At 43.8% G+C, this 24,885-nt stretch carries 25 protein-coding genes; 10 read left to right on the top strand and 15 right to left on the bottom strand.

Features of this window, described 5'->3' with window-relative positions; translation table 11 throughout:
* Positions 1-51: 51 nt before the first annotated feature.
* The 7 genes from AWH66_RS23305 to AWH66_RS23275 all read right to left on the bottom strand — a co-directional run bounded on the left by AWH66_RS23305 (position 52) and on the right by AWH66_RS23275 (position 6,892).
* Positions 52-954: an amino acid ABC transporter permease gene (locus tag AWH66_RS23305; RefSeq protein ID WP_063603715.1), complete on the bottom strand. Its 903-nt coding sequence runs from the start codon at positions 952-954 to the stop codon at positions 52-54.
* Positions 955-962: 8 nt separating this feature from the next.
* Positions 963-1,733 (bottom strand): transporter substrate-binding domain-containing protein, encoded by a 771-nt coding sequence (locus tag AWH66_RS23300; RefSeq protein WP_412104973.1) that lies wholly within the window; start codon positions 1,731-1,733, stop codon positions 963-965.
* An 81-nt stretch (positions 1,734-1,814) separates the two neighbouring features.
* Complete coding sequence (locus AWH66_RS23295; protein WP_063603243.1) at positions 1,815-2,609, bottom strand: amino acid ABC transporter permease; 795 nt, start codon at positions 2,607-2,609, stop codon at positions 1,815-1,817.
* Positions 2,609-3,331, bottom strand: a complete 723-nt coding sequence (locus AWH66_RS23290; protein WP_063603244.1) for an amino acid ABC transporter ATP-binding protein — start codon at positions 3,329-3,331, stop codon at positions 2,609-2,611. The genes AWH66_RS23295 and AWH66_RS23290 overlap by 1 nt, the downstream gene beginning before the upstream one ends.
* A 127-nt stretch (positions 3,332-3,458) precedes the next feature.
* A complete protein-coding gene (locus AWH66_RS23285; RefSeq protein ID WP_063603245.1) occupies positions 3,459-4,172 on the bottom strand; it encodes a DUF1028 domain-containing protein in 714 nt (237 codons plus the stop codon).
* Positions 4,173-4,218: 46 nt separating this feature from the next.
* Complete coding sequence (locus tag AWH66_RS23280) at positions 4,219-5,610, bottom strand: YfcC family protein (RefSeq protein ID WP_063603246.1); 1,392 nt, start codon at positions 5,608-5,610, stop codon at positions 4,219-4,221.
* A gap of 46 nt (positions 5,611-5,656) precedes the next feature.
* A complete protein-coding gene (locus AWH66_RS23275) occupies positions 5,657-6,892 on the bottom strand; it encodes a M20 family metallo-hydrolase (RefSeq protein WP_063603247.1) in 1,236 nt (411 codons plus the stop codon).
* A gap of 220 nt (positions 6,893-7,112) precedes the next feature.
* Between AWH66_RS23275 and AWH66_RS23270 the strand changes: the two genes are divergently transcribed.
* The 3 genes from AWH66_RS23270 (at position 7,113) to AWH66_RS23260 (ending at position 10,787) form a co-directional block, all read left to right on the top strand.
* Complete coding sequence (locus AWH66_RS23270; protein ID WP_063603248.1) at positions 7,113-7,853, top strand: FadR/GntR family transcriptional regulator; 741 nt, start codon at positions 7,113-7,115, stop codon at positions 7,851-7,853.
* Between the two features lie 196 nt (positions 7,854-8,049).
* Complete coding sequence (gene hcp, locus AWH66_RS23265; RefSeq protein ID WP_063603249.1) at positions 8,050-9,711, top strand: hydroxylamine reductase; 1,662 nt, start codon at positions 8,050-8,052, stop codon at positions 9,709-9,711.
* 56 nt (positions 9,712-9,767) lie between these two features.
* A complete protein-coding gene (locus AWH66_RS23260; RefSeq protein WP_063603716.1) occupies positions 9,768-10,787 on the top strand; it encodes an FAD-binding oxidoreductase in 1,020 nt (339 codons plus the stop codon).
* Between the two features lie 86 nt (positions 10,788-10,873).
* On the opposite strand, the gene AWH66_RS25780 is transcribed toward AWH66_RS23260, so the two are convergent.
* From AWH66_RS25780 to AWH66_RS23250, 3 genes are all read right to left on the bottom strand, one after another.
* Entirely contained in the window at positions 10,874-11,065 is a 192-nt protein-coding gene (locus AWH66_RS25780; protein WP_143081568.1) for a hypothetical protein, read from the bottom strand.
* A gap of 98 nt (positions 11,066-11,163) precedes the next feature.
* Complete coding sequence (locus tag AWH66_RS23255; RefSeq protein WP_143081567.1) at positions 11,164-11,514, bottom strand: hypothetical protein; 351 nt, start codon at positions 11,512-11,514, stop codon at positions 11,164-11,166.
* A gap of 161 nt (positions 11,515-11,675) precedes the next feature.
* Positions 11,676-12,257, bottom strand: coding sequence for an FMN-dependent NADH-azoreductase (locus AWH66_RS23250; RefSeq protein WP_063603251.1), 582 nt, complete (start codon positions 12,255-12,257; stop codon positions 11,676-11,678).
* 204 nt (positions 12,258-12,461) lie between these two features.
* Between AWH66_RS23250 and AWH66_RS23245 the strand changes: the two genes are divergently transcribed.
* Entirely contained in the window at positions 12,462-12,698 is a 237-nt protein-coding gene (locus tag AWH66_RS23245; protein WP_063603252.1) for a hypothetical protein, read from the top strand.
* Positions 12,699-12,768: 70 nt separating this feature from the next.
* On the opposite strand, the gene AWH66_RS23240 is transcribed toward AWH66_RS23245, so the two are convergent.
* The gene (locus AWH66_RS23240) at positions 12,769-13,659 is read right to left on the bottom strand and encodes a LysR family transcriptional regulator (protein WP_063603253.1); all 891 of its coding nucleotides are present in this window, start codon (positions 13,657-13,659) and stop codon (positions 12,769-12,771) included.
* Positions 13,660-13,748: 89 nt separating this feature from the next.
* On the opposite strand from AWH66_RS23240, the gene AWH66_RS23235 reads away from it, so the two are divergent.
* On the top strand, positions 13,749-14,969 hold the full coding sequence (locus tag AWH66_RS23235) for a multidrug effflux MFS transporter (protein WP_063603254.1): 1,221 nt from the start codon (positions 13,749-13,751) through the stop codon (positions 14,967-14,969).
* 5 nt (positions 14,970-14,974) lie between these two features.
* Here the strand turns inward: AWH66_RS23235 and mtgA are convergent, their stop codons facing one another.
* The gene (mtgA, locus tag AWH66_RS23230; protein WP_063603255.1) at positions 14,975-15,646 is read right to left on the bottom strand and encodes a monofunctional biosynthetic peptidoglycan transglycosylase; all 672 of its coding nucleotides are present in this window, start codon (positions 15,644-15,646) and stop codon (positions 14,975-14,977) included.
* Positions 15,647-15,808: 162 nt separating this feature from the next.
* Here mtgA and AWH66_RS23225 point away from each other — a divergent pair, with 162 nt between their 5' ends.
* The gene (locus tag AWH66_RS23225) at positions 15,809-16,471 is read left to right on the top strand and encodes a lipid-binding SYLF domain-containing protein (protein WP_063603256.1); all 663 of its coding nucleotides are present in this window, start codon (positions 15,809-15,811) and stop codon (positions 16,469-16,471) included.
* Positions 16,472-16,514: 43 nt separating this feature from the next.
* Here the strand turns inward: AWH66_RS23225 and AWH66_RS23220 are convergent, their stop codons facing one another.
* A complete protein-coding gene (locus AWH66_RS23220; protein WP_063603257.1) occupies positions 16,515-17,420 on the bottom strand; it encodes a chemotaxis protein in 906 nt (301 codons plus the stop codon).
* A gap of 178 nt (positions 17,421-17,598) precedes the next feature.
* Here AWH66_RS23220 and ppiC point away from each other — a divergent pair, with 178 nt between their 5' ends.
* The 4 genes from ppiC to AWH66_RS23200 all read left to right on the top strand — a co-directional run bounded on the left by ppiC (position 17,599) and on the right by AWH66_RS23200 (position 22,088).
* On the top strand, positions 17,599-17,877 hold the full coding sequence (ppiC, locus tag AWH66_RS23215; RefSeq protein WP_004737764.1) for a peptidylprolyl isomerase PpiC: 279 nt from the start codon (positions 17,599-17,601) through the stop codon (positions 17,875-17,877).
* 47 nt (positions 17,878-17,924) lie between these two features.
* Entirely contained in the window at positions 17,925-18,281 is a 357-nt protein-coding gene (locus AWH66_RS23210) for a YibL family ribosome-associated protein (RefSeq protein WP_063603258.1), read from the top strand.
* A 177-nt stretch (positions 18,282-18,458) separates the two neighbouring features.
* Positions 18,459-20,390 carry an alpha-amylase family protein gene (locus AWH66_RS23205; protein ID WP_063603259.1) on the top strand — a complete coding sequence of 644 codons (1,932 nt, stop codon included), beginning with the start codon at positions 18,459-18,461 and terminating at the stop codon, positions 20,388-20,390.
* A gap of 339 nt (positions 20,391-20,729) precedes the next feature.
* Positions 20,730-22,088 (top strand): alpha-amylase family protein, encoded by a 1,359-nt coding sequence (locus AWH66_RS23200; protein ID WP_063603260.1) that lies wholly within the window; start codon positions 20,730-20,732, stop codon positions 22,086-22,088.
* A 39-nt stretch (positions 22,089-22,127) separates the two neighbouring features.
* On the opposite strand, the gene AWH66_RS23195 is transcribed toward AWH66_RS23200, so the two are convergent.
* Positions 22,128-23,969 carry a DUF3413 domain-containing protein gene (locus AWH66_RS23195; protein ID WP_063603717.1) on the bottom strand — a complete coding sequence of 614 codons (1,842 nt, stop codon included), beginning with the start codon at positions 23,967-23,969 and terminating at the stop codon, positions 22,128-22,130.
* A gap of 179 nt (positions 23,970-24,148) precedes the next feature.
* Complete coding sequence (elbB, locus tag AWH66_RS23190; RefSeq protein ID WP_063603261.1) at positions 24,149-24,799, bottom strand: isoprenoid biosynthesis glyoxalase ElbB; 651 nt, start codon at positions 24,797-24,799, stop codon at positions 24,149-24,151.
* Positions 24,800-24,885 lie beyond the last annotated feature (86 nt).

Raw genomic sequence — 24,885 nt, 5'->3', positions numbered from 1 at the left:
GGCCATAATTTGAATGTTCTGTCAGAAAGTAGTGTTTAGGTTTGTGCAGTGTTAGCGCTGGGTTACTTCTAGCTTTCTAAACAATAGCGATAATGAAAAGCAGAGCAAAAAGTAGCACAAACCTACGATTAACCAGATCTCAAATATCAATCCAGATGAATTAGCGATTTCAGTGCCAACAAATGTCATCTCTTGTATCGAAATCAGTGAAACAATCGAGGTGTCTTTGACTAAGGATATGGCTTGACCGGCTAAAGCGGGGCTTATGGCAGTAAGCACTTGAGGGGCAATAACATCACGATATTGATGCCATGTAGACAAACCTAATGACTGGCCAGCTTCCCACTGACCTTTTGGTATAGCGTTAAGCCCGGCTCTGACAATCTCAGCTACATAGGCGGAGGAAAGCAGACCTATGCATATTACGCCGGATAGTAAGTTCTCCCATAGTGATTGAGGGCCGAATAAGAAGGATTGCCAGTCACTAATTTCACTACTGCTACCACGAAGTAATTCAGATAATCCCAGTAATGGAATTAGCTGATTGGAAATGAAGAAATAGAAAATAAATATGAATACGAGTGGTGGAATATTCCTCACCAACTGAATAAAGATATTTGCCGGAACCCGCAAAAACACCATATTTGAGTGCTTCGCTAGTCCAAGTAGAGTGCCCAAGGAAAGCGCCAACAGCATACCCCAAATACTAAGGCGTAATGTCGAGATGATACCTTGAACGAAATAGGGCAGTCCACCATTGCTAGTGGGAGTAAACACCAACTCAAAAGCCTGAGACCATCGCCAATGGTAATTAATACCGATGGAAGAGCGATAGCCAAGCCAAGCCAGTAGTACAACCAGCACGGTAATAAGAACAAGATCCAAAGTGGATAAGCGCCACTTCTTTTTCATTGCACCATCGCGATATTTAAGACCTGTTGAGTCGGTGTTCATCATAATATTTACTGTCCGCCAGCGATTTGATCTTGCCAATCAAGAGTAGAGAACCAGTACTCATAGCGATCCTTTAGCCAACCATCTTCGGTACGAGCCTGAATCCATTGATCAAAGAAGGCTTTTTTGTCCTCTTCACCCAGGCGCACTGCGAATGCTTCGTTACCTTTTGATAAACGCTCACTAAAGGGAATAAACAGTGCATTGGCGTGTTTGATTGCTTCATGCTCTGGCTTAGGGCTAGATGCGATCACTGCATGCGCATTACCATTGAGTACTTCTTGAAACGCTTGGGCGTCATCGTCAAATTGTAAGACTTTGGCTTTAGGGAAAGTCTCACGAGCAACTTGAACCGTATATGCGCCTCGTCTTGCCGCGATTTTAACTCGACGAGAATTGAAGTCTTCAATGGTCGAGAAGCCTTCTGCAAGTTTCTTACTCGCGGCAATTTGAACTCCTGAATGAGAATAAGGTGTAGTGAAGAGAACACTCTTAGAGCGCTCTGGTGTGATCGACATTCCCCCTATGATGACATCAAATTTTCGCGCTAATAGAGCTGGAATAATACCGTCCCACGCAGTTGGAACAAATTCTACTTTCCAGCCTGAGTCTTCTGCGAGGCGTTTAGCAACATCGATTTCAAAACCAATTAAATCACCTTGTTTGTCACGCATAGCCCATGGAACAAAGGTAGACATACCAACGCGTAGCGTACCTCGTTCATTGATCTTGTCGAGGTTGGGAGTGTCACTGGCAGCGACACCTAGAGACACCGCCATACCGATAGCAGCGGTAGTAATGGCTCTAATTATGTTTTTGAGTTTTCCTTGCATAGTCTGACTCCTTGATTGCGATTTAAGTTAAATCGATTGCGATTGGTTTAAGCGATGCTCCAACCAAGCGGATAAAGCGGATAACGTAAGTGTTAGTACTAAATAAATAGCGGCCACGGTAAACCAAATTTCAAAAGGCATGGCCGTTTCTGAAACGATGTTGCGACCCTCTGTGGTTAAATCGAAAATAGCCATAACGCTGACGATGGATGAGTTTTTGATTAGCGATACGATTTCATTGGTAAGTGGAGGGACAGTGCGCCTCACGACTTGAGGCAGTATCACATCGTAATAGGTGTAGAATCGCGACAAGCCTACTGAGCGGCAGGCTTCGAATTGCCCTTTAGGGATGCTGTTTAAGCCTGCTCGCAATATCTCAGCCGTATAAGCACCTTGAAATAAAGCCAGCGCGAACACGGCGGTAGAAAAACGATCTAGACCTATAATTGGACCAAACACAAAGTAAAGCAGGTAGATTTGAACAAGTAGTGGTGTATTTCGAATCCCTTCGACATAACAATGAGCTATACCGCGACCAACGACTGAGTTTGAGGTTTTAAGTAAGGCAATAATGAGCCCAAACAACAAAGTGAAAACTAGCGCTAATCCACTGACTTTGAGTGTTACGACAAGTCCTTCAAGCAACTCCGCAGGCCACCACTCTCCATCCTCATAAAAGGCTAGGTAATCGGGTACGCGCTCCCATTGCCAGTGATAGCCCATCGCTTCGGCTCCGCTATCGAGCAGCCAAACAAGCGCGACAGTGACCAATGCGATCTGTAACAGTGCCGATAGAACAGGCTTAATAATCTTTAATATCATCAGTGATTTAAGATCTTATCTAAGAAGGCTTTTGTTCTTGGATGTTGCGGATTATCAAAAATCTGGCTCGGGGGAGCGGATTCTAGAATTTGTCCTTCATCCATAAAGATAACTCGGTCTGCGACACGTTTGGCGAAACCCATTTCATGAGTAACACAGAGCATGGTCATCCCTTCTTCTGCCAGCTCAACCATCACATTGAGCACTTCACTGATCATCTCAGGATCAAGCGCTGAAGTCGGTTCATCGAACAGCAATATGTCAGGTTTCATACAAAGAGAGCGCGCTATTGCCACCCTTTGCTGCTGACCACCAGACAATTGAGAAGGGTACTTGTTCGCTTGCTCGGCGATTTTCACGCGCTCAAGCATTTCTAGTGCGCGAGATGTGGCCTCTTTTTTAGATAGCTTGAGTGTGCGAATAGGCGACAGAGTGAGATTTTCTAACACAGTGAGGTGTGGAAATAAATTGAAGTGCTGGAATACCATACCAACTTGTCCGGGCTTGATTCCACTAGAATTGATAGCTTGCCCAAAGACTTGGATGTCTCCATTATTGTATTGCTCTAATCCGTTAATGCAGCGGATCAATGTTGACTTTCCTGAGCCTGAAGGGCCGCAGATTACGACAATTTCACCTTGGAGGACTTCGAGGTTAATTGCTGAGAGAGCTTGGAATTCACCAAACCATTTATCGACGTTGTTAAAGCTTACAGCGTTCACTTGGAACCCATTGTTTTTGTTATATGCGTCTACATTAGCAATATCGTTAAGCTATAACAAGCGCTTGAGAAGTCAGTTGAATAATAAGTGTGTCAGAAGTGATGTCACACTTCTGACACCAGAAGATTTAATGGTCTACTTGGCGAGGGAGCTCAGATAAAAATGATTGAAAGCTACTTTCTCGCACTTTACCCAGTACAAAACGAAGCTCTTCGATAAGGTCGGTCTTTGCCCAATCTACCCGGATGTCGATCGGTGCGAGATGCGCAAATTCAATACGCAATGAAGCAGAAACCGTACCTCGTTTGTCTCCCCCCGCTGATAATGCCGCTTCCAAAGCGTTAATAAGCGCATCGGGCAAAAGCGCTTCATAATCTGGCTTATATTGAGGGGCCTCAATGTGCTCCAATACCGCTTGGGAGTTTATTACCGTTTGTTCAATAAATCCTCGACTGAAATGTTCTAAGACTTGATGCCCCTCTAACATATTGCCGGCCACAGCAATGGTTGGATAGCTAAGGTGGCCAACGTAGGCAATATTATCGCTGCCGTCTAATGCAGCTGATGCCCCGTTTTTGTCTATAACAAGACACTGTCGTTGGCTATGTCCTGAGTCTAAGGCAGTCAGTTCGTTGATAATATCTCTGGCGGAAGTACCTTGCTGTAATTTGTTTTTAGCGAAGTCTGCATACCAAGGGTTGGTAAATAACCCTTGGGTAGCACATCCGCCGACGGAGCGCCAAGAATGATTGACATATCCGCCAACGCAAGGCCCCCCTGTCGCGGTAATGGACGCGGAGGTACCGGTTGATGGGTTAAAATGTAATAGAGATATTGTCATAGTAGCCTGGAAATGGGAGGCACAGTGCCTCCACTTACAATTGAAGTTAGTAGCCGATTAACTGGCCGATGAATAGTGCTACCCAGCTCAGTCCGTATACCATAAGCATGAATGGCATAATGGCTTTTAGCCATTGCTCGTAAGAAACACGCCCCAATGCCAGCATGGCTAGAGTACCGCCCGATGTTGGAACAATTAGGTTGGTTAAACCGTCGCCAACTTGGAAGGCAGTAATCATCAGCTGACGACTCATTCCAACCAAATCAGCAACAGGAATAAGAATCGGCATAGTTACCATTGCTTGTCCTGAACCAGATGGAACAAACAAGTTGATAATTCCTTGTACGACACTAGCTACGATCGCAGAAATAGCAATAGGCATATCTTGGATTAGAGAGCTAAGTGCATTAACAATGGTGTCGATGATCTGTGCTTGATCAAGAATCACCTGAATGGATGCAGCTACACCAATTACCAAAGCACCTGCGGTTACACCTGATGCACCAACCATCATTTCTTTGACGATTTGGTTTGCATTCATTTTGTTGATGATGCCAATAACGATTGCCATGAGCAGGAATAAACCTGCAATCTCATTGATGTACCAACCATTGGCGAAAACGCCGTAAAGCATCACACCAAGACCCGCAACAAAAGCAGCAAGCGTAAGCTTGTTCTCTCGATTCATCGAGTATTCGCTAAGATCTTTCTTAAGACCGGCAGAGTCATCTTGTTCTACAAAGTCCATTTTGGTGACTTTCTTGCAGATAAAGAGTGAAAGAAGAGCCAGCGAGGCGATAACGAGAGCGGTACGCAGACCTGCGCCAGAGAAAGTAGGGAGTTCTGCAATACCTTGAGCAACGCCAACGGTATATGGATTAATAGGTGATAGAGCAAAACCAACACCGATACCACCCACAGCCATTACTGTGCCTACTAGGCTGGAATAGCCAACTGCCGCAGAAATCAAAACAGCGACTGGGACCAATGCAATATTGTTTTCAAAACCAACCGCCACACCGAAGAAACCATAAATAAAAGTACCAATAGTGATGATTAGGTTACGGTTTTCTACTCCTACGCGATTTACGGCCACACCAATAGCATTTTCTAATGCACCGGAACGTTGCAGAATATGGAACAACCCACCAGCGATAAACACAATGAACAGGTATGGTGCTGCGCTAATCAAGCCTTTTGGAATGGCGACGAATATATCAAAGAAATGCACCGATGGTGCGTCTTGAAGGTACGTAAACGATTCAGGAACTACCGTTGTTCTTCCATCAACAACGGCCCTTTCAAATACGCCTGCTGGAACGATGAACGTGAGCAAGTAAGTTGCCACTAAAATGCCAAATATTAAGACCATAGGGTCTGGCATTGACTTGTACCAGGGGCGTTTTGATGTTGTGTCTATCTGATTGGTCATTTCCATGTCCAATATTCTCCATAGTTTGATTCTAGGTTGATTCTTTACGTTTTTATATCGCTAGGCAGAATTCTTTTAGTACTTGTAAAGATGCTTGTAAGTCTTCCTGGGTAATCGCTTCGTCAGGATGATGACTTACGCCATCAGTGCATCGCATGAACAGCATTGCGATGTCGGTTAGAGAGCTGACCGCGAGGCCATCGTGACCAGCTCCACTGAATAAGGTTTTCGGTTTAATACCACAGGTTTCGATAGCTTGAGTAAGCTTATCTGACAGAGCCTTTGAACACTGAACGGCTTGTTGCTCGTAGGTCTGCGTATGGTCGTAAGTGAGGTTGAGTGCGTTAAGTTGTTGCTGAATGGACACTAAAAATGTCGCTCTTGCGTTACGGCGCTTTTCATCAATAGGAGAGCGAAGTTCAACGGTAATATGCGTTTTCTGCGGGATGACGTTAACGCCGTTAGGATAGTTTTCGATTTTTCCTATCACGCCAACGAGCTCTCTATCACTTTTACAAAGCGCATCAAAAGTGCTGATTACACTCGCAGCGCCGACCAGAGAGTCTTGGCGGTTGTGCATTGGAACAGTACCAGCGTGTCCTGCTTTACCGTGAATGGTTATGGTATGTCGTTCGATCCCAGTGATAGCGGATACAACACCGACAGGTAGTTGTTCGGCTTCAAGTTGTGGACCTTGTTCTATGTGCAGCTCAACAAAGCCAATGACCTCTTCAGCGTCGTAGGCGTCATTTTTTATTTGCTGTGTCTCACAACCAAAGTCGTGAAGTGCGTCCTGCAGCGACACCCCTTGTGGATCCATGGCGTCGAGCATTGTAGGGTCGAAGATACCGGAAATGGCTTTCGAGCCGAGTAGTGTTGATTGAAAGCGCGTGCCTTCTTCATCACTAAAGGCGATGACATCAATGTTGTACGGAAGTTGAATACCTTGTTGATTCAGGTGGTGAACGAGAGCGAGTGGAGCAACGACTCCTATAATTCCATCGTACTTACCGCCATTAGGAACGGTGTCTTGATGTGAACCAAAGATAAGAGTCTTTGCGTCTGATTCCGTGCTGGCGTAGCGGCCAATTAGGTTGGCGGCATTGTCCATTCTCACTGACATGCCAGATTCGATCATGTATTGCTTGAGTAGATTGATGGCCTCTTTATGTTCTTTTGTGGCACACAGACGGGTTACGCCTTCTACATCAGGGTTGGTTGTCTCAGAACATTTTGCTAGTTGCTCAAGCCAATCCCAAGCTAGTGATGAAGTGGATGCAATGGTCATATTTATTCTCGTTTTTGATGCTGCGTTTACTTATTTATCATGATAAATTCGCAAAATACACTATTTATCATGATAAATGCAATCGATGTCGTCGGTTTTGTGAGTATGATTTGTAACGATATTGAGTGCTGATAACCGCCTGTTTTGAGGTAACTACTTCACCCGACAGGGAGTTTCGGTTACCGTAGACAGTGAAATCGAGTAAAAATAGAGGTGTCTTTTGACCGTCAAAAAACGACGAACTGAAAACGTAGCGTCAGCTATTAAAAAATGGATTGTGGAACAGAAGCTTCAGCCAGGGGATAGACTTCCTAATGAAGTGGAAGTGATGGAAATGTTCGACGCCTCAAAAAGTACAGTGCGCGAAGCGATGCGATTATTAGATGCTCAGGGACTGTTGCAGACAAAAACGGGTCCCAAAGGTGGCGCCTTTGTTTCCGAAGTCTCTGAAGAAAAAGCACAAATGTTGTTGAGTAACTACCTATTCTTCAAGGAGACTTCAATTGAAGATTTGTATCAGCTACGTCTCGCATTAGAGCCACAACTTGCCGCCAGTTTAGCGGGTAAACTGACATCGAATCAGCTCAAAGAGCTAAAAGACCAAACCAAATTGTATGCTGAGCCACCTCGTGACATTTATGAAGAGCGAGAGCATCACTTAGCGTCGATTGAATTCCATCGTATTTTGGCAAGTTTTTCCTCCAATGAGTTATTAAAACTGGTTATTCGGTTTACTGCTCAAATGTTGTCAGATATGACAATCTATAAGAAGCTTTATGAGCCAGAAAATTACGATCTCTGGCGCACTGGTATCGATAGTCAACTTTCATTAATCGAGGCATTGAGAGTTGGTGATTCTGAAATGGCTTATAAAGTCATGCAGAAACATATGAAAACCGCACTAAAACTCATGAAACTTCAAGAAGTTGAAATGGAGAATCGTTTTCTCGATGTGATGTAGGTCATAATGACACAGGTGTGTATAAGGTGTGTGATTTTTGCCTGTGTCTAAATGACTGTTTTAATTGTAATTTTTGTGTTAAATGCCTTTAATTACAATAAGATAAAAATTGGCACATGTTATGCTATAGAGACTTCAGGAATAATCAGCTTTGGCAAAGTACCAAGGCGCGAATTAAAACACTGGAGTCCTCATTATGTTCTGTATTCAATGCGAACAAACTATTCAAACCCCTGTTGCTAAAGGGTGTTCTTATACTCAAGGTATGTGTGGCAAAACGTCTGAAGTTTCTGACCTACAAGACGTATTAGTGTATACCCTTCAAGGGGTTTCATTCTGGGCCGATCAAGGTCGTAAGTTTGGTATCGTAGATCAAGAAATCGACCAATGGGCACCTAGAGCGTTCTTCTCTACATTAACCAACGTTAACTTCGACCCTGAGCGTATCATCGAGCTTGCCAATTTAGCGGCAACATACAAAGCGCGTCTTCAAGAACAAGTTCAAGCGGCCTCTTTAGTACAAGGCATCGCGATTGATGAACTTTCTCCAGCAGCTCAGTTTGACCTACCAACTACAAAACAAGCGCTATTGGAATTTGCTCCGACTGCTGCGGTAAACCGTGGTCACGATAGTCTACATGAAGACGTGATTGGTCTTCGTTTGCTATGTCTTTATGGTCTTAAGGGCGCAGCCGCCTACCTTGAGCACGCTCGTGTGCTCTCTCAAAAAGATGAAGCTGTCTATGGTGAGTACCACCAAATTATGGCTTGGTTAGGGACTGACCCTGTCGATTTAGAACCATTACTGAACACCTCGATGCAAATTGGTCTTATGAACTACAAGATCATGGAAATGTTAGATAAAGGTGAAACGGAAACCTTCGGTCATCCTGAGCCGACTCAAGTTAACGTTAAAACGGTAAAAGGCCACTGTATTCTAGTCTCTGGTCACGACCTTCATGACTTAGAGAAAATCCTTCAACAAACAGAAGGAAAAGGCATTAACGTCTACACCAATGGTGAGATGCTCCCAGCTCACGCGTATCCAGAGCTTAAAAAGTATCCTCATCTAGTCGGTAACTACGGCAGCGCCTGGCAGAACCAGCAAAAAGAGTTTGCTAATTTCCCTGGTGCGATTGTCATGACGTCTAACTGCTTGCTGAACCCTAATGTCGGCCAATATGCTGATCGCCTGTTCACGCGCAGCATTGTAGGTTGGCCTGGTGTTGCTCATATTGAAGGGGACGATTTCAGTCAAGTGATTGAATGTGCACTTGCGCACGACGGCTTCCAGCATGACGAAATTGAACACATGATCACGGTTGGTTTTGGTCGCAATGCGCTAATGCAAGCAGCCCCAGCTGTTGTCGAGCAGGTGAAAGCGGGCGCAATCAAGCATTTCTTCTTGGTTGGTGGTTGTGATGGCGACAAGGCAGAGCGTAGCTACTACAGTGACTTTACTGCTCAAGCTCCGGAAGATAGCGTTATTCTGACATTAGCGTGTGGTAAGTTCCGCTTCAACAAAAACCAGTTTGGTGACATCAATGGTATTCCTCGCCTTTTGGATGTGGGTCAGTGTAATGATGCTTACTCTGCTATCCAATTGGCATTAGCGCTTGCTGAGGAGTTTGATTGTGGCATTAATGAATTGCCACTGACTCTCGTCCTATCTTGGTTTGAGCAAAAAGCGATTGTGATCTTGCTGACGCTCTTTGCTTTGGGCGTTAAAGGCATTTATACCGGCCCAACGGCTCCTGCATTCCTGACAGATAACCTGCTTAGCATTCTACAAGAGAAGTTTGATATGCGTGGTATTTCCACCGTGGAAAATGACTTAAAGACGATTTTGGCAGCGTAGAAAAGGTACTAGAAATGGCGTTTAAGGCGCCATTTCTTACTCAGAGGAATGATGTAATGGCATGGTCCCAATCAGCTACGATAGAGCTGACATGTACTAAAAAGTGGTTTGAAACACCAGATTCGGTATCGTTTGAACTTGCTTCACAGTCCGGCGAGACTGAATTTCAATTCAAACCGGGTCAATTCTCATCGCTTGGCTTTGATATTAATGGCAGTAAAGCGTTTCGAGCTTATTCAATTAGTTCAGTGCCGGGGAGTAAAACGCTTAAATTCACGGTGAAGCGCGTCGCAGGCGGTTTGGTGTCAAACCATATTGTTGAGCAGCTTGAAGTTGGTGCTCAGGTAGAAGCGTTAGCACCACTTGGTCATTTCAATAATATTGACTGTCAGCCCAAAAACAAGGTCCTAATGATCAGCGCGGGATGTGGTATCACACCTGTCATGTCCATGGTCGATCAATGGCTTACGGACAGTGTAGATGTCAATATCGAATTTCTCCATCTTGCGAAGAGCAAACAAGATGCAATTTACTTTGATAGGTTGGTTGAGCTTAACCAAACGGTCGATAACTTTGCACTAAAAATGCTGCTTGAAGACAATTCTGGCACAGACTTTCCGCAAGGTTTGATCAATCTTGAATGGTTGACGTCGTTAATTCCTGACTTTCATGAACGCACCGTTTATTTGTGTGGTCCAACGGGCTTTATGGAGGTAGTCAAATCTTCTCTGGAGCAAGCCAACTTCGATATGTCGGAGTTCCATCAAGAAAGTTTTACGCCGACTGATGTTGCGGTAGACATGGAAGAGGGCGTCGTAAAAGTGGCGGTGCCTGACTTTGGCGTTGAGCTTGAGGCTGATAAAGGAACTCTGCTAATTGATGCTCTAGAGAAGGGAGGAGTACCGGTTATTGCAGCTTGCCGTAGTGGTATTTGTGGCTCATGTAAATGTAAGGTGAAAGTTGGACAAGTAGACTCTACCAGCTATGAAACATTGACTGAAGAAGAGAAAGCTAATGGCTTTGTGCTGGCGTGCTCCAGTACCATTAAATCGGATGTAGAAGTGAGCTTGAACTGACGAACTGTTGATAATTTGCACTGTTTTGGGAGGGCGCATCGACATAGTTCGAGCGCCCATTTTTTTAACTGAGCTTTACTTCAACGCTAGGTATGACTTTTTGAGCAAGACGAACAATACTCTGCTTGTTTCATCAACTGTTGGAACTGAGCATCGTCAAATGACTTTGGAATGGACTCCAAGTGAGATTGAGGACAAGGGTTGGTTACATAATGGCTGGGGCTCAATAAGGCAAAGGCAACGATTATGGCGATAGCAAGGGCGAAAAGACGTTTCATGGGAAATCAATATGATATAAGTGATGAGTTACCATAACGAATGGCTGTTAGAACGTCGTTTCTAAGAGTATTAATAATGATTAATACTATCTTCAGTGTTATTCCACCATGTGCGGAAAGAAAACACGGGTCAGAATAACTATCACAGTGATAATCAGATACATCATATAGAGTGAATGCAGGCGGTTGCTCGGATATCTGTGAACGTAAATCAGTCGGAAATAGAACATACAAACGGCTGCAATGAGCAGCAAGATAACCTCGATCAAGTTCCCTAAGCTTTGTGCACCTACGCCAAACACTGCCAGTACAGACCAAGCAGCGAAGACCATTAGGGGCAAAAACGCATCTCCCCAACTCAACGCCCCTTTACGGTAGGCGTGAACACCCCCTGGAAAGGCGACTAAGTAGTACGCGCTTAGACAAAAGCAGAAAAAAACGACCAACACGGCTCCCCCAATTCATTGATAAATAAATTATTGCACAGGCGTATAGTTATATCTGTGGAGAAGTGTCATAGGTTTGTATGGAACCAAGGCGAAAGAGTGCGAGAAATTAAGTGGTGAGTACAATTAGCATTACATTTGCTCAATTGACTCACCAAAAATGACTAGACTAGTGCGCTCAGAGATTCTAGTGCAGATGCACGGTTTTCTTCAGCAGGTTCATCACCCATGTTTAGTGCTTCGGCGTAAACGAACTCAACATCCGTCATACCAAGGAATCCTAAAATCGTAGCAAGATAATCATTCATACTATTGCGAGGTGTATCTTTGTGAATGCCACCACGAGTGGTCAATACCACCACTTCTTTCTCTTGGATAAGACCGACAGGCCCTGTTTCAGTGTAGGTGAACGTCACTCCAGCACGAGCGATAAGATCAAAATAGTTCTTAAGCTGAGTTGGAATCATGAAGTTGTACATCGGTGCTGCAATAATTACTTTGTCTGCGCTTATAAGTTCCTCAATGAGGTCGTCTGAAAGTTTGACAATCTCTTGAAGTTCTGGCGCTAAGTCCTCGCCATTGCTGCGAAGGGCTGTTGCCACTTCCATGTTCAATACTGGTACTGGATTAGTGGCTAGGTCACGAATGATCACGTCGGATTTACCTTCAATAGCCTGATCAATGATCTGATTTGATTGAGAGTAATCACCTAGAATGCTGGATTTTAGAACAAGAGTTTTAGACATATCGTTATCCTTTTATAGGGAAGTCACTTTCGCTTCCAAAACAATGCGTCCAGTTTAATCAGAAGAAGAGTGACTGAAAAGCCACTAAATCTGAGAGAGAAGTTCGAAATAACTGAACAAGAACATATCCACAATTAAAGTGGATCTATTTATGCAGGACAATAAGGAATATTTGGATTTTTCATTACTTATTGGAGTTTAATTATGCCTAAATGGATAACATTGTTGATGGTGTTCTGGTTTATTACCTTGGTTTTCTTGAGCATCATTGCTTATTTCCTGGGGATGCAACTCATTGTTTACACGGCATCTGAATGGAAAAACAGTTGGTTAGTTATTGGTGGTCAGCTCGTTTGGTTCTTCTTTTGTTTGTCTTTGGCCATTGGCGTACTAGATAGGACTCTGAAAAAATCAAAGATGCACTTTACTCGTGCATCTTGAACCAAAAGGGAGCTGGCTTTCTCTTTTAATTGGTATAGAGTAGGGTAGTGCTGGCGATTTTTCCATTGCCTTACCCTTCCTCGTTCGACTGAGCCAAACGCATTTTGATATAGTCCAAAAATAGTTTGGTTCTCGTATGCTCATAATCCAGTTTAGGGTAATAGGCGTAGACAGTAGAATCCAAGGCTTGGATCTCGGGCAGAACTCTAACTAAAGCGCCAGACTTGACGTCTTCTTTGATCATAATGTCGTTACTGATTAATACCCCCATCCCATTTTTGGCTGCATAAAACAATGCTTCTGGGTTAGTGGTAGCGAAATTTCCTGACAACATGACGCGTTGTGTTTTGGATATCTTGTATTCTCGTTGTGGACGCTCACCCCAAATAAGGATGTTATGTTGTTTGAGTTCGTCAATAGATTGAGGAGCGCCAAACTCTTTGATGTAGGAAGGCGCAGCATAAAAGCCGATTCGTTGCTCAAATAATGAAGTTTGTCTCATGCTAAGACTGTTGAGTGTTTCGAGCTCGCGACTAATAAATACATCTAGGTTGGTATCTGGAAGCTGACCGGGAATTGTGGTGGTCAGCTGAATTCGAATGTCAGGATATTGCGTCAGAAAGTCGTTTAAATACTGAACCAAAAATTTGGAGCCGACGGCGATGGTTGCGCCTATTTTTAACAATCCTGCCGGAGTTTCATTGACCGAGCGAGTCTCGTCAATGATGGACTGAAACCTATCAAGAGAATCTTTTGAACGTTGATAGAAAAGCGCGCCTGCTTCTGTTTGCGTGACAGAGCGAGTGGTTCTTTTTAGAAGCTGGACACCGATACGTTCTTCAAGCCAGTGGACGCGTTTGCTGATAGCTGAACTGGTAGTATTCAGTCTTCTGGCTGCACCATTGAAACTGCCTTCTTCGACAACACGAATGTAAGTATTGATACACGATATCCAATCCATATGCGCTCCGAGATTGTTTCCTATTTGGACGTATTCTGTTTCCTTTATAGTGTATTATCAATGATTCATACGCAATATAGAATGTGTGTATGAATAGAAAACACAATAAATCTTTTAATAAAACGCCTATGTTGCTCGCGATGATGATCATCGCAACGGGTCAAGTAGGCGTGAGCATTTACTTACCTTCACTGCCACTCATTAGCGAAGCTCTATCGATTGGACATGCGGATGTTCAGATGCTCGTGACACTGTTTTTGGTTGGTTTCGGACTTTCTCAACTCTTTTATGGTCCTTTGTCCGATGCTATTGGCCGACGTCCCGTGTTTATCCTCGGGCAAGGAGTTTACCTAGTCGGAACAGTGCTGTGTATCGCTTTAAATGAACACTTTACCGCGTTAGAAGTAGGTCGATTGCTTCAGGGACTAGGAGCTGGAAGCGCTTCCGTATTAGGACGAAGCGTACTTCGTGACAGCTATGACGGAAAACAGCTTACCAAGGCGCTGTCTTATATTTCGGTGACGGCTTCGGTTATGCCCATTATTGCCCCTGTCTTTGGTGGCTGGATTGCGTTTCATTTAAGCTGGGAAGCGGTGTTTGTTTTCGTCCTGGTATATTTGGTAGCTATCTTCACGCTAGGCTGGTTCATCTTGCCGGAAACCTTGCCTTATAAGCCTCGTAAATTCAAAGTGACAGAAGTGATCCATGGCTATTCAAAGTTAATTGTTAACCCTCAGGTGATTGGCAGTGCAAGTTACAACTGGATCAGTTACCTAGGTGCGGTTGTCTCTTTAAGTTTGTTTCCATTCTTAATGCAGCATCAGCTTGGTTTAACTGCGGCAGAATATGGAACGATAATGATTATTCCGTCAGCAGGTCTTATGATGGGAAGCGTATCGCTCAATATCCTCAATCGGTATTTTTCTAACAACTGGATTTTGTTCCTCGCCATTATCATTATGTCATTATCTGGCGTGTGGTTGTTAATGACTGAGATGACGGTATTTAACCTTGTGTTCGCTTTTACTTGGCTTACTGTTGCTCAAGGATTGTCGTTTCCGATTTCCATCGCTTTGTTGCTTGGTCCTCATAAAGAGAACGCGGGTGCAGTGTCGGCGTTATCCGGCTCAATTCAAATGGTGATAGCAGGAGTGTTTGGTGGGTATCTGGTTGAACGCTGGGTAACTAGCCAAATGACGCTAGGAAGTTTCTATATTGCATCCGCCTTGCTGATGGCCGCCGTTCTGCTAATGAGCCAGATAAGACGCTACGCTGGTGGAACGAAACAAATGGATACCATTGATAGCTAACTGAATTATAGTGAGATGACCCCTAGGTTATTCATCTGACTTACTACCCAGTGTGTCCGCTTGTTAACGTAATCTGACATCGGTGTCGGCTTAATACGATAAGGGTTAGGCAGCACTACTGCGAGTTGAGCGGCTTGAACTTTACTTAATCCGTTGGCACTGATGCCAAAGTAGTATTGACTGGCTGCTTCTACACCATAAATACCAGGGCCAAACTCAATAACGTTCAAATACACTTCCATAATGCGCTCTTTACCCCAAATGAGTTCGAGCAGTAACGCAATATAGAGTTCATAAGCTTTTCGAATGTAAGTTTGGCTCGGAAACAAGAACACGTTTTTTGCGGTTTGCTGAGTAATGGTACTCGCGCCGCGAGACGGGCTGCCACTCTCGGCCAAAACACTAAAAAGGGCCCCAAAATCCACACCAACGTGATTAAGGAAATTCTGATCTTCTGACGCAATAACTGCGAGCGGCATGTTGGGGTTTATCTGAGCTAGAGGGACCCATGTCTGGAGGGTTTGCGTTGGATAACCTTCCGGTGGAAATAGGGTACGAGCCACTTTCCATCCCCAAATTGGCGGATTAAGAAACTTAAGGAATACGACTAACAGAATCGGAACGCCGACTAATACCAAAATTAGATTGATGAGCAGCTTCTTTATCATAGGATTCATTAAGTTATTACTCGATTCGATATGGCAACAGTGTAGATTCTATTTGCTTTAGGTGCAAAACATGCTGTGAAGGAATTGATCTATTGATGAGTGCGTTATAGGGTGAACTAATGATGAAATCTGTCGTCAAAATACGAAATCTTACTCGAGAAAGGAAAGAGTATGTTAGTTAGAATTAGGCCTTATCTACTGGCTGCGTGTATTACCATCATCCCTCAAGCCTATGCTTCAGAAGCACCTCAGAAAGATAGTCAAAGTGTTGCAGAAGAAACTGAGGTAGCTAAAGAAAATGACCAAGCAGTTTCTGCTAACGAGAATAGTAGTAAATATGAAGCGACGTTAAACAAATTCAAGCAAGCAGGCGCAACGCATCCATTTTTCAAAGATGCGTATGGTTATGCGGTATTTCCGACCGTTGGTAAGGGTGGTTTTGGAATTGGCGGGTCCTACGGTGAAGGGCAAGTGTATCGCCAAGGTGTTCACGTTGGTAATTCAACGCTAGCGCAGCTCAGCATTGGACTTCAATTAGGCGCGCAGGCCTATAGCGAAATCATTTTCTTCGAGAGTAAAGCAGACTACTATTCATTTACAAGCGGCAGCTTTGAATTTGGTGCGCAGGCATCTGCTGTTGCTTTAACGGTAGGAGCTAGTGCACAAGCTGGTTCAACAGGTGTTGGGGCACAGGCTGGAGACAACCAAACTAAAGCGAATTACATTAATGGCATGGCGGTATTTACCATGACTAAGGGTGGCTTAATGTATGAAGCTTCTATCGGTGGTCAAGGGTTCTCATTTGCGTCAAACAATAACTACGACGGTAACTAAGTCCATTGTCCCTTTCAGCTTAACTACAAGTTGAAAGGGAACCTCAATTTGCGGTTAGATTCTCCGCCCCTCTCAACATGGCTTCAATCAATTCACCAGCATTGAACTTAACTAGTGCTTCGTGGGCGCCGACTTGATGAGCGCGCTCCGTGCACATTTCGCTTGAAAGCGAAGTGTGTAAGATGCGGTAGGCGTGGCTGAGCGTTTGGTCATTCTGAACTTCGAAAGCCAGTTCGTATCCATCAAGACCGGGCATTTCAATGTCACTGACTAATATATCGATGGCATCATTTTGTTTCGCTTTATTGCGCATAAACTCAAGGGCGCTATTGCCGTCTCGACAGATATCGAAAGGAATATTGATGTTGTTAAGCGCATCACCTAGCTGTTTGCGCGCGATGGAAGAGTCGTCAACCAGCAGAATGTTCAGCGACTTGATTCTTTCGCGCTGGACGTCGGTCAACATTGGGATCTTGGTATCGGCATACTGTGGGTAGATTTTGGATAGCAACAGTTCTACGTCTAATAGCTGAACTATATGATCTTCAAATCGAGTGACACCAGTAACAAATACATTTCTACCCGCACTATCGGGAGCTGGCTCTATGGATTTCCAATTACACTCGATGATTTTATCAATATCTCGAACCATGAACGCCACAACGGTTCTCAAGCAGTCAGTGACTACTAAGTAGGTGTTGTTGTATTCCTCTGCTGCGATAGGTCTAAAACCAATTGCCGCTGCCATATCAATAACGGGGACAGTCAGACCTCGAATACTGACAGTGCCAATGACATGTTGATGAGAATAGGGGATTTGCGTAGTGGGTAAGAAAGGAACGATTTCTCGCACTTTTAGCGTGCCAATGGCAAAGCGTTGCTTTTGCAAGTTAAGGGTAAACAGTAACATGCCCTGTGATTGGTTCGCTTTACTGATGCTAGTATTCATTTGAGTTCTTACTCTATAAGCCAATAGTTTGATTTTATAAACTTTATTATCAAAAGTTAATGCGGCCGGGAAAGAAAAAAGTTTAGTCGCTTGAAAAGTAAACGTGATTTGTATCTCATTTTCTATTACACTCTGCGCATTCCATCATCCCATAGACGCTAAAAAGGGTAGACAACTAATGGCAAGAACTGCGGCAGCACTTCACATTTTAGTGAAACATAAAGAACAGGCTGAAGATATCATCAAACAGCTGAAAAAAGGCGCTAAGTTTCAAACTCTTGCTAAAAAGTACTCCACGTGTCCTTCAGGTAAAAAAGGCGGCGACTTAGGTGAATTTCGAAAGGGACAGATGGTGCCTCAATTTGACAAAGTTTGTTTTAGTGGTGAAACGCTTGTTCCCCATTTAGTGAAGACTAAGTTTGGTTGGCATGTCGTCAAGGTCTTGTACCGCACTTAGTTCGCAACACCGCTATTCGCTAATAATTAACAGGAAACGTTCCGGCCATGAGCATGAAACAAGAACTACAAAAACTGAATAACCGCCTCGATAAGTGTAATCATAAGTTGGCTGGTGCCAAATCGCGTGGCGACAACGAAATGATCTCTCGCTTTACTGATGAAATCGACAAACTGACAAAGAAGATTGCCCAGCTTAAGCACAAGCAGAGCTACGATATGAACAAAGAGCGCAAAAGCTTGCTTGATATGCCGTTCTCTCGTGAGATCACCAAAGCAGAGCAGGCGGATATGGGTAAGCTGAAAAAGTCGGTAAAAGGCTTGGTCGTAGTGCATCCAATGACGAAGATTGGTAAAGAGCTAAAACTGAAAGTGATGACAGGTTTTGCTCCGAAAAAATTCTAAGCCTCGTTCTAGTATTTAGTTAATACCAATGGAAAGCGCATCTTTTGATGCGCTTTTTTTGATTTCTAATCAATGAACTTAATCGATTAAGAAGTTGGTCACACAAAAACTCAAATATCGAAAAACAACATATTCTATAATTGCTTAAGTACAGACTTAATCGATTAAGGTGGGGTAATGCAAGGAATCACGACAAGCCAGAGAGCACTTAAGCAGGTAATGGGATCCATCACCTTACCTAAGTTGACTAAAAAAGATGAAAAAGAGCTTTATAGAAGACTGGAACTGCACTTTCCGGCCCTATTTGAGCACTATTACGCTTTGTATGGCAGTCGTTATGATTTTTTCCTTTATCTACAGAAACTGGTAGCAATGCTCTGCGCAGGATTCGCATCGCGTTCTCGTAAGCTTAAAACCAAAGACGCGATTCGACTTAAAACACCTAATTGGTTTCGAGATGAAAACGTCCTAGGCATGGCCGTTTATGTCGATTTGTTTGCAGGTGATTTTAAAAAGCTGAAAGAGAAGATCCCGTATTTTGAGCAACTTGGCATTAATTATGTTCACTTGATGCCTTTGTACTTAGCACCAGAGGGGAATAGCGACGGTGGTTATGCCGTGTCTGATTACCGTAAGGTAGATCCTAGGTTAGGTACAGAGAAAGAACTGAAGTCTCTAGCAACTGCCTTTAACGAAGCTGGAATTGCCCTTGTGTTAGACTTCGTCTTTAACCATACCTCTGATGAACATGCGTGGGCGAAGCACGCTCGTTCTGGTGACGAGCAATATCAAGAGTTTTACTACTTCTTTGATGATAAACGTGAGGTTGATGAATACAACGCCACGTGTCGAGAGATTTTCCCATCGGTTAGGCGCGGCAGTTTTACCTGGTTGGAAGACGTAGAAAAATGGGTATGGACGACCTTCAACAGCTTTCAATGGGATTTAAACTATAGTAACCCAGCAGTATTTAACGCTATCACTGATGAAATGCTATTTTTGGCCAACTTGGGTTGTGATGGCTTACGTCTCGATGCATTAGCGTTTATCTGGAAGGAGAAGGGGACTCAGTGTGAAAGTTTGCCAAAAGCGCATACTTTGATTCAGGCATTCAACCTCTGCTTACAGATCACAGCTCCAGCGGTGTTGTTTAAGAGTGAAGCCATTGTTCATCCGGATGAGGTCGCTCAATACATAGATAAAGATGAATGCCAATTGTCCTATAACCCATTGATGATGGCTTTGATGTGGGAAAGTTTGGCAACCAGAGAAACTAAGTTACTCACAGCGTCTTTAAAGAAAAGTTTTGCTATCTCGCCGGATTGCAGTTGGGTGAACTATATACGTTGCCATGACGACATTGGCTGGACTTTCGATGATGCTGTAGCGGATCAGGTGGGTATCAAGGGGCATGACCATCGTCAGTTCCTCAATCAGTTCTACATTGGCAAGTTTGAAGGGGCGTTTGCTAATGGTGTCCCGTTCCAAGAAAATCCAGAGACTGGTGATTGTCGAGTATGTGGATCTTTAGCATCGCTATGCGGTTTGGAGGCGGCAATGCAATCTGGACATCAACAAGACATCGAGCTCGCTGTGAAACGAGTTAGATTGCTGAATAGTATTAATTTGAGCATTGGTGGTGTCCCGTTAATTTATCAAGGCGATGAACTAGGGATGTTCAATGATTATCAATATCTTAACGACCCACACAAAGTAGGCGATACTCGCTGGGTTAATCGTCCAGCTATTTCGGAAAAAGACATTGCCATCGCTCGAGACCAATGTGATCCGCGTGGTCGTATCCATCAACATCTCGTAGATATGATTCATCTTCGTCAATCTCTGCCTGTATTAGGCGTAGCGGAGACGGAAGTTCTCGAGACGTATCGTCCTCACCTTTTTGCTTATGTCAGAAAGGCAGCGAATGGTGACCGTTTATTGGCGATATGTAACTTCAGCGAACATCGACAAACCATTCCTACATCCATATGCGATGTTTTGGGTTCAAGAGAGGTGGAAGACGTACTTAACGTCGAACGAAAGCCCTATCACCAAAATATCATTTTTGATGCATATGATATTAAGTGGTTGAAAGTAGTAGAAAACTAATTCGCGTCCTGTTTGCTAATCCAAAATGACTACAAGCTGTGAGCAAGCTCACGGCTTGGTAGATGGCTGAACCACTCGCGATCATTTTGTTACAAATACCAAACCCAGTTTCAAAGAATGCGGGAAAGGAAACATTCTTGTTTTTATATGATAAATATCAGTTATTTAGCTGTTGCTTTTGTCGTGTGCGAGAGTCAGTAATTCCTAATATTCTGTTGTCTTTTTTAGCTACGCCCAACCTCTCAACCAATAGAAAGTGGCTTGAGGATGATTTGCTAACGGGTATGAACCTTATAATTTTGTTCATTAGTAGTGAACCCGGTTTAAGGGGATGGACCAATGACAAAGACACTGAACAACCAAAGCAATGTGATTTTACATGCGTTTGATTGGCCTTATGCGCTGGTGGCTCAGCGAGCAAAAGAAATAAAAGAGCTTGGGTATCAGACTGTATTAGTTTCACCGCCAATGAAGTCGTTTCGTAATAACAAAGAAGTGAAATGGTGGCAACTTTATCAACCTCAGGATTATCGAGTTATCGATAACAAGCTTGGAAATACCGAAGACTTCAAAGCAATGATGCTGGCATTGAATGATGGGGGTATATGGGTCTATATCGATGTGGTTTTCAATCATATGGCCAACGAATCGTCGGCTAGATTGGACTTACAGTATCCAAGCAACAGTGACATGCAAAGTTATTCCGAGCATCGTGCCTATTTCGAGCAGCAAAAACTATTTGGCGATTTGGATAAGGCGCTGTTTGATGAAGACGATTTTGTCGAGGCGTTTGGGATAGAGAATTGGAAAGACCGCTGGGAAGTGCAGAATGGTCGACTAACAGGAGGCCCTCAAGACCCCGGTTTACCAACTCTGCGAACCAGTTCGCATGTTATTAAGCAGCAACAGGCTTATCTTCTAGCAATGAAAAATCTCGGAGTACGTGGCTTTCGTATAGATGCGGCTAAACACTTGACCATCGAGCATATAAAGCAGGTGTTTACTGAGGAGATAACTCAAGACATGCACGTCTTTGGTGAGATAATTACCGATGGCGGAGCGACGGAAGAAGAATACGAGCTTTTCTTGCAACCTTATTTAAAAGAAACTCGCTTGGCTGCCTATGATTTCCCTTTGTTTAAAACGGTACATGAAGCACTTGAATCTAAAAGCGGAAGTTTGACGGCGTTAATTGACCCATACTGTTTCGGGCAAGCGCTAACTAACGAGCGCTCGATAACGTTTGCTGTGACACACGATATTCCTAACAATGACGTGTTTAGCAACCTCGTCATGAGTGAAACCAACGAATGGCTTGCGACGGTATACATCTTAACTCGTGATGGAGGAGTGCCTCTTATCTATTCTGACCTCGACCCTAGCGGTATCAAAAATACCAACGAGGAACCGAGATGGGTAGAAGGCTGGAGAGACCAGAAGTTGTCCCAGGTGATACGTTTTTGCCATGCGGTTCATGGTGAACCGTTTGAGTTGCTGGAAGCGAATGACGATCTATTGGCGTTTAAGCGCGGTAAAAAGGGAATCGTGCTAATCAATAAATCGATGCGCCCGAAATCAATCAATGTCGACATTAATGGACAGTATAACTCGATTCTAACGCAACAATCGGTTGATGGAACAACAGGAAAAATCCACGTGGCGGCAGGATCAGCAGAGCTATTAATGTGCGACGAATAAAACAAAGCCCTCTTTGCAGAGGGCTTTAGTTTGACTATTTTATTTGGTGTATCGAGTCAGTAATTCGATGGCGTATTGCATTCTCTCTTGGTCAATTTCTTGTTTTGGAAGCAACCTATTTCTGCCATCTTTCACTTCGTAAAGGCCATTACCTTTTAGTGAGAAGATCTTATCTTCGGAGACGACGGCATAGTCACCATAGTCTGCAATGATGGTGTATGGTCGATCAACAAACTTACCATAAAGATCTTCACCCACTGTGTAATCTTCAAGATCATTGGTGACACCCAAGTAATTCTTCATTAGTGTTGGAACAAGGTCGAAATGCGTGGTCAGTTTGCCCTCAGGCCACTGATTTGCTTCTTTGTCTACTCCGGCACCTAACATGATGAATGGTACTTTAACCTGAGCTTCGGTGAAGTTACCGTTGTGTCCCCAAAAGTTTTGGCCATTGTCGTTTAATTCTTCACCGTGGTCACCTGTAACGATAATTAGCGTGTCGTCATAAGTACCAGTCTGCTTAAGTTTCTCAACCACGTCTTTGATTTTACTATCTACAAAGTGTGTGCTGGTTCGATAACGGTTAAAGATTGGTTCCGGGTCGGAGTCGTTACTGCGAACAAATGGATTATTTGGTCCCGACATTGGCTCAAATTTTGGCTCATAATCGTCAGGGAAAATGAAACCATGCGGCGCATCAAAGAACAGGAATGAGAAAGTTGGCTTACTACTGTTAACGTCATACCACTTCATCCAATCGTCCACCAGTTCGATGTCACGATCTGCCGCCGTGCCTTTACTTTTTCCTCGAATTCGCAAATTTGGGATATGAGCAAATATGGTTCTGTTGAATTCTGGCGACTCGATATGCGCCGAAGTAAAAACCCCAATCTCATAGCTGAGCTCTTGCAGTCGGTCCATCAGCAGGGTTGGTCGCTGGTTGGCAAGCATCGGGTGCCAATAAGGGCCAGGCAAACCGTAAAACAGTCCAAACGTGCCCATACGTGTCGCATTACCAGAAGAGTAATGCTTGTCGAATGAAAGTCCTTCTTGAGACATTTCATAGACAGTAGGCATATATTTTGGAGTGACAGTATCTGGGCGCCAAGAATCAATCAGAATTAGCATGATGTTCTTTGGCTTTTCAGGTGTATCACCAGTGATTGAATGAAGAGGATAATTTAGTCCTCCTTGCATCTTTGGGGCTTTTGCTTGTTTCTTTTCGAGCTCTTCTCTATCAATGTAACCGTGCTTCATCAAGAATGAGTTAGCGATGGTTGGATAGAAGAGAGGCAAGTATTGGTTAACGAAAGAAACAGGTTGGTATGCAGTAGCAGCTGCCCAAATATGAATGCCATGGCTTGCTAATGTGGTCACAAAAAATAGAGGAAGAAACAGCTTACGAAGTTTCTTTGTGATGCTGAATTGGCCAACCTCCATTTTGCCTAACGCCCACCATTGGAAGCAAAACAAAGCGGCAATTCCGACAACAAGCATTGCCCATGCAGATAGTGGGAATTCCACTATCTGCCCCGACATGACCAATGACAGTACTGGGTAGTTCAAATGGAATCGATAAAATCCAAATACCATGGTGTCTACAAACAAAAATACTAAGGCAATGGTAGCAATAAGCGCTAGTAACGGGCGTTTAGCTTTCAATGGTAGGAAGCATAAAACGAGACCAACCAGCCAAAACACAAGAGCGAGTAGGCTCATGTGACTGAACAAGCTTGTTACAGCAAATGAGAATTGAATCCCATCAAAAGGGACCTCGGGAAAGTACAGGAAGTAGCGAGCGCCTATAAGAGTTGCCAAAAGCGCATTAAGAATCCAAAACTCATAGTAAGGACTTAGCTTAGTTTTTAAGTAAGTAAACATGTTCAATAAACCAATATGATAGATGGCATTTAAAATCGTGAGAACGCTATATCGTGCGTTGTCAAAGAAGCGCGTATTGTATGCGAGTGGAAACAAATTTGAAATAAAAACGATACAAGGCTTGCACATTGTTACAAAGCCCCACGTCTTTCGATGGATGGGGCTTTATTTGAGGTCGTTTAAGCGAGAGAAATCAGTTTATTAACCAATTTTTCTATGCCGTTGTTGGCTTCCGAAATGCTTGTTGCCAGCATATAAGCTGGTGTAGAAATCACGTTGTGTTGCTCGTCGTAAACAATATCATCCACAGCGCATATAACGTGTTCACCTCCTAGCGCCGCAAATCCGGCAGCAGTGTCTGAGTCGTTACCTATTGTTCCTCTGACAGCATTTGGATAAATCAATGGAATGATAGTAGGGGCAATACACAGATAACCTGCAGGCTTCCCAGCTTCGGCAAAGGCACGGCATGCACTCGCTACGTGTGTGTTAATGGAGCATTCTACACCTTTGATGGCAAAGTCAGTAAGGTTTTTGGCTGCGCCAAAGCCACCTGGAAGCAGTAGTGCATCAAAATCATTCACATCCAGCTTTTCGACGTCTTCAATATTCCCTCGCGCAATACGGGCAGATTCAACAAGTACATTGCGACTTTCTTCGGTCACTTCCCCAGTTAGGTGGTTTATGACGTGCAGTTGCTCAACGTTAGGGGCAAAACAGTGCCATGTTGCGTTAGCTTTCTCTATAGCGTGCAGGGCAAGCACTGACTCATGAATCTCGGCGCCATCGAACACGCCTGAGCCACTAAGAATGACGGCTATTTTCTTCATGCTGGTTATTTCTCCTTGTTGTTAGGATACTAAGACTTTAGGACAAAGTAGGGCACTTTGTCTGCTTGCCGTGCCACAGAACACAA

Source organism: Vibrio barjaei, from assembly GCF_001639065.2.
In the GTDB taxonomy this organism is placed as follows: Bacteria; Pseudomonadota; Gammaproteobacteria; order Enterobacterales; family Vibrionaceae; genus Vibrio; species Vibrio barjaei.
Note: the sequence above shows the minus strand (reverse complement) of the source record. Positions and strands in the feature narration are given on the sequence as shown.

Coding starts and splice junctions, on each gene's coding strand:
- AWH66_RS23210 (WP_063603258.1), top strand. CDS start 17,925: ATGAGCATGAAACAAGAACTACAAAAACTGAATAACCGCCTCGATAAG.
- AWH66_RS23200 (WP_063603260.1), top strand. CDS start 20,730: ATGACAAAGACACTGAACAACCAAAGCAATGTGATTTTACATGCGTTT.
- AWH66_RS23195 (WP_063603717.1), bottom strand. CDS start 23,969: ATGTTTACTTACTTAAAAACTAAGCTAAGTCCTTACTATGAGTTTTGG.
- AWH66_RS23250 (WP_063603251.1), bottom strand. CDS start 12,257: ATGTCTAAAACTCTTGTTCTAAAATCCAGCATTCTAGGTGATTACTCT.
- AWH66_RS23260 (WP_063603716.1), top strand. CDS start 9,768: ATGGCATGGTCCCAATCAGCTACGATAGAGCTGACATGTACTAAAAAG.
- elbB (WP_063603261.1), bottom strand. CDS start 24,799: ATGAAGAAAATAGCCGTCATTCTTAGTGGCTCAGGCGTGTTCGATGGC.
- hcp (WP_063603249.1), top strand. CDS start 8,050: ATGTTCTGTATTCAATGCGAACAAACTATTCAAACCCCTGTTGCTAAA.
- AWH66_RS23245 (WP_063603252.1), top strand. CDS start 12,462: ATGCCTAAATGGATAACATTGTTGATGGTGTTCTGGTTTATTACCTTG.
- AWH66_RS23240 (WP_063603253.1), bottom strand. CDS start 13,659: ATGGATTGGATATCGTGTATCAATACTTACATTCGTGTTGTCGAAGAA.
- AWH66_RS23295 (WP_063603243.1), bottom strand. CDS start 2,609: ATGATATTAAAGATTATTAAGCCTGTTCTATCGGCACTGTTACAGATC.
- AWH66_RS23305 (WP_063603715.1), bottom strand. CDS start 954: ATGAACACCGACTCAACAGGTCTTAAATATCGCGATGGTGCAATGAAA.
- AWH66_RS23235 (WP_063603254.1), top strand. CDS start 13,749: ATGAATAGAAAACACAATAAATCTTTTAATAAAACGCCTATGTTGCTC.
- AWH66_RS25780 (WP_143081568.1), bottom strand. CDS start 11,065: ATGAAACGTCTTTTCGCCCTTGCTATCGCCATAATCGTTGCCTTTGCC.
- AWH66_RS23225 (WP_063603256.1), top strand. CDS start 15,809: ATGTTAGTTAGAATTAGGCCTTATCTACTGGCTGCGTGTATTACCATC.
- AWH66_RS23205 (WP_063603259.1), top strand. CDS start 18,459: ATGCAAGGAATCACGACAAGCCAGAGAGCACTTAAGCAGGTAATGGGA.
- AWH66_RS23300 (WP_412104973.1), bottom strand. CDS start 1,733: ATGGCGGTGTCTCTAGGTGTCGCTGCCAGTGACACTCCCAACCTCGAC.
- AWH66_RS23280 (WP_063603246.1), bottom strand. CDS start 5,610: ATGGAAATGACCAATCAGATAGACACAACATCAAAACGCCCCTGGTAC.
- ppiC (WP_004737764.1), top strand. CDS start 17,599: ATGGCAAGAACTGCGGCAGCACTTCACATTTTAGTGAAACATAAAGAA.
- AWH66_RS23275 (WP_063603247.1), bottom strand. CDS start 6,892: ATGACCATTGCATCCACTTCATCACTAGCTTGGGATTGGCTTGAGCAA.
- AWH66_RS23285 (WP_063603245.1), bottom strand. CDS start 4,172: ATGACAATATCTCTATTACATTTTAACCCATCAACCGGTACCTCCGCG.
- AWH66_RS23220 (WP_063603257.1), bottom strand. CDS start 17,420: ATGAATACTAGCATCAGTAAAGCGAACCAATCACAGGGCATGTTACTG.
- mtgA (WP_063603255.1), bottom strand. CDS start 15,646: ATGAATCCTATGATAAAGAAGCTGCTCATCAATCTAATTTTGGTATTA.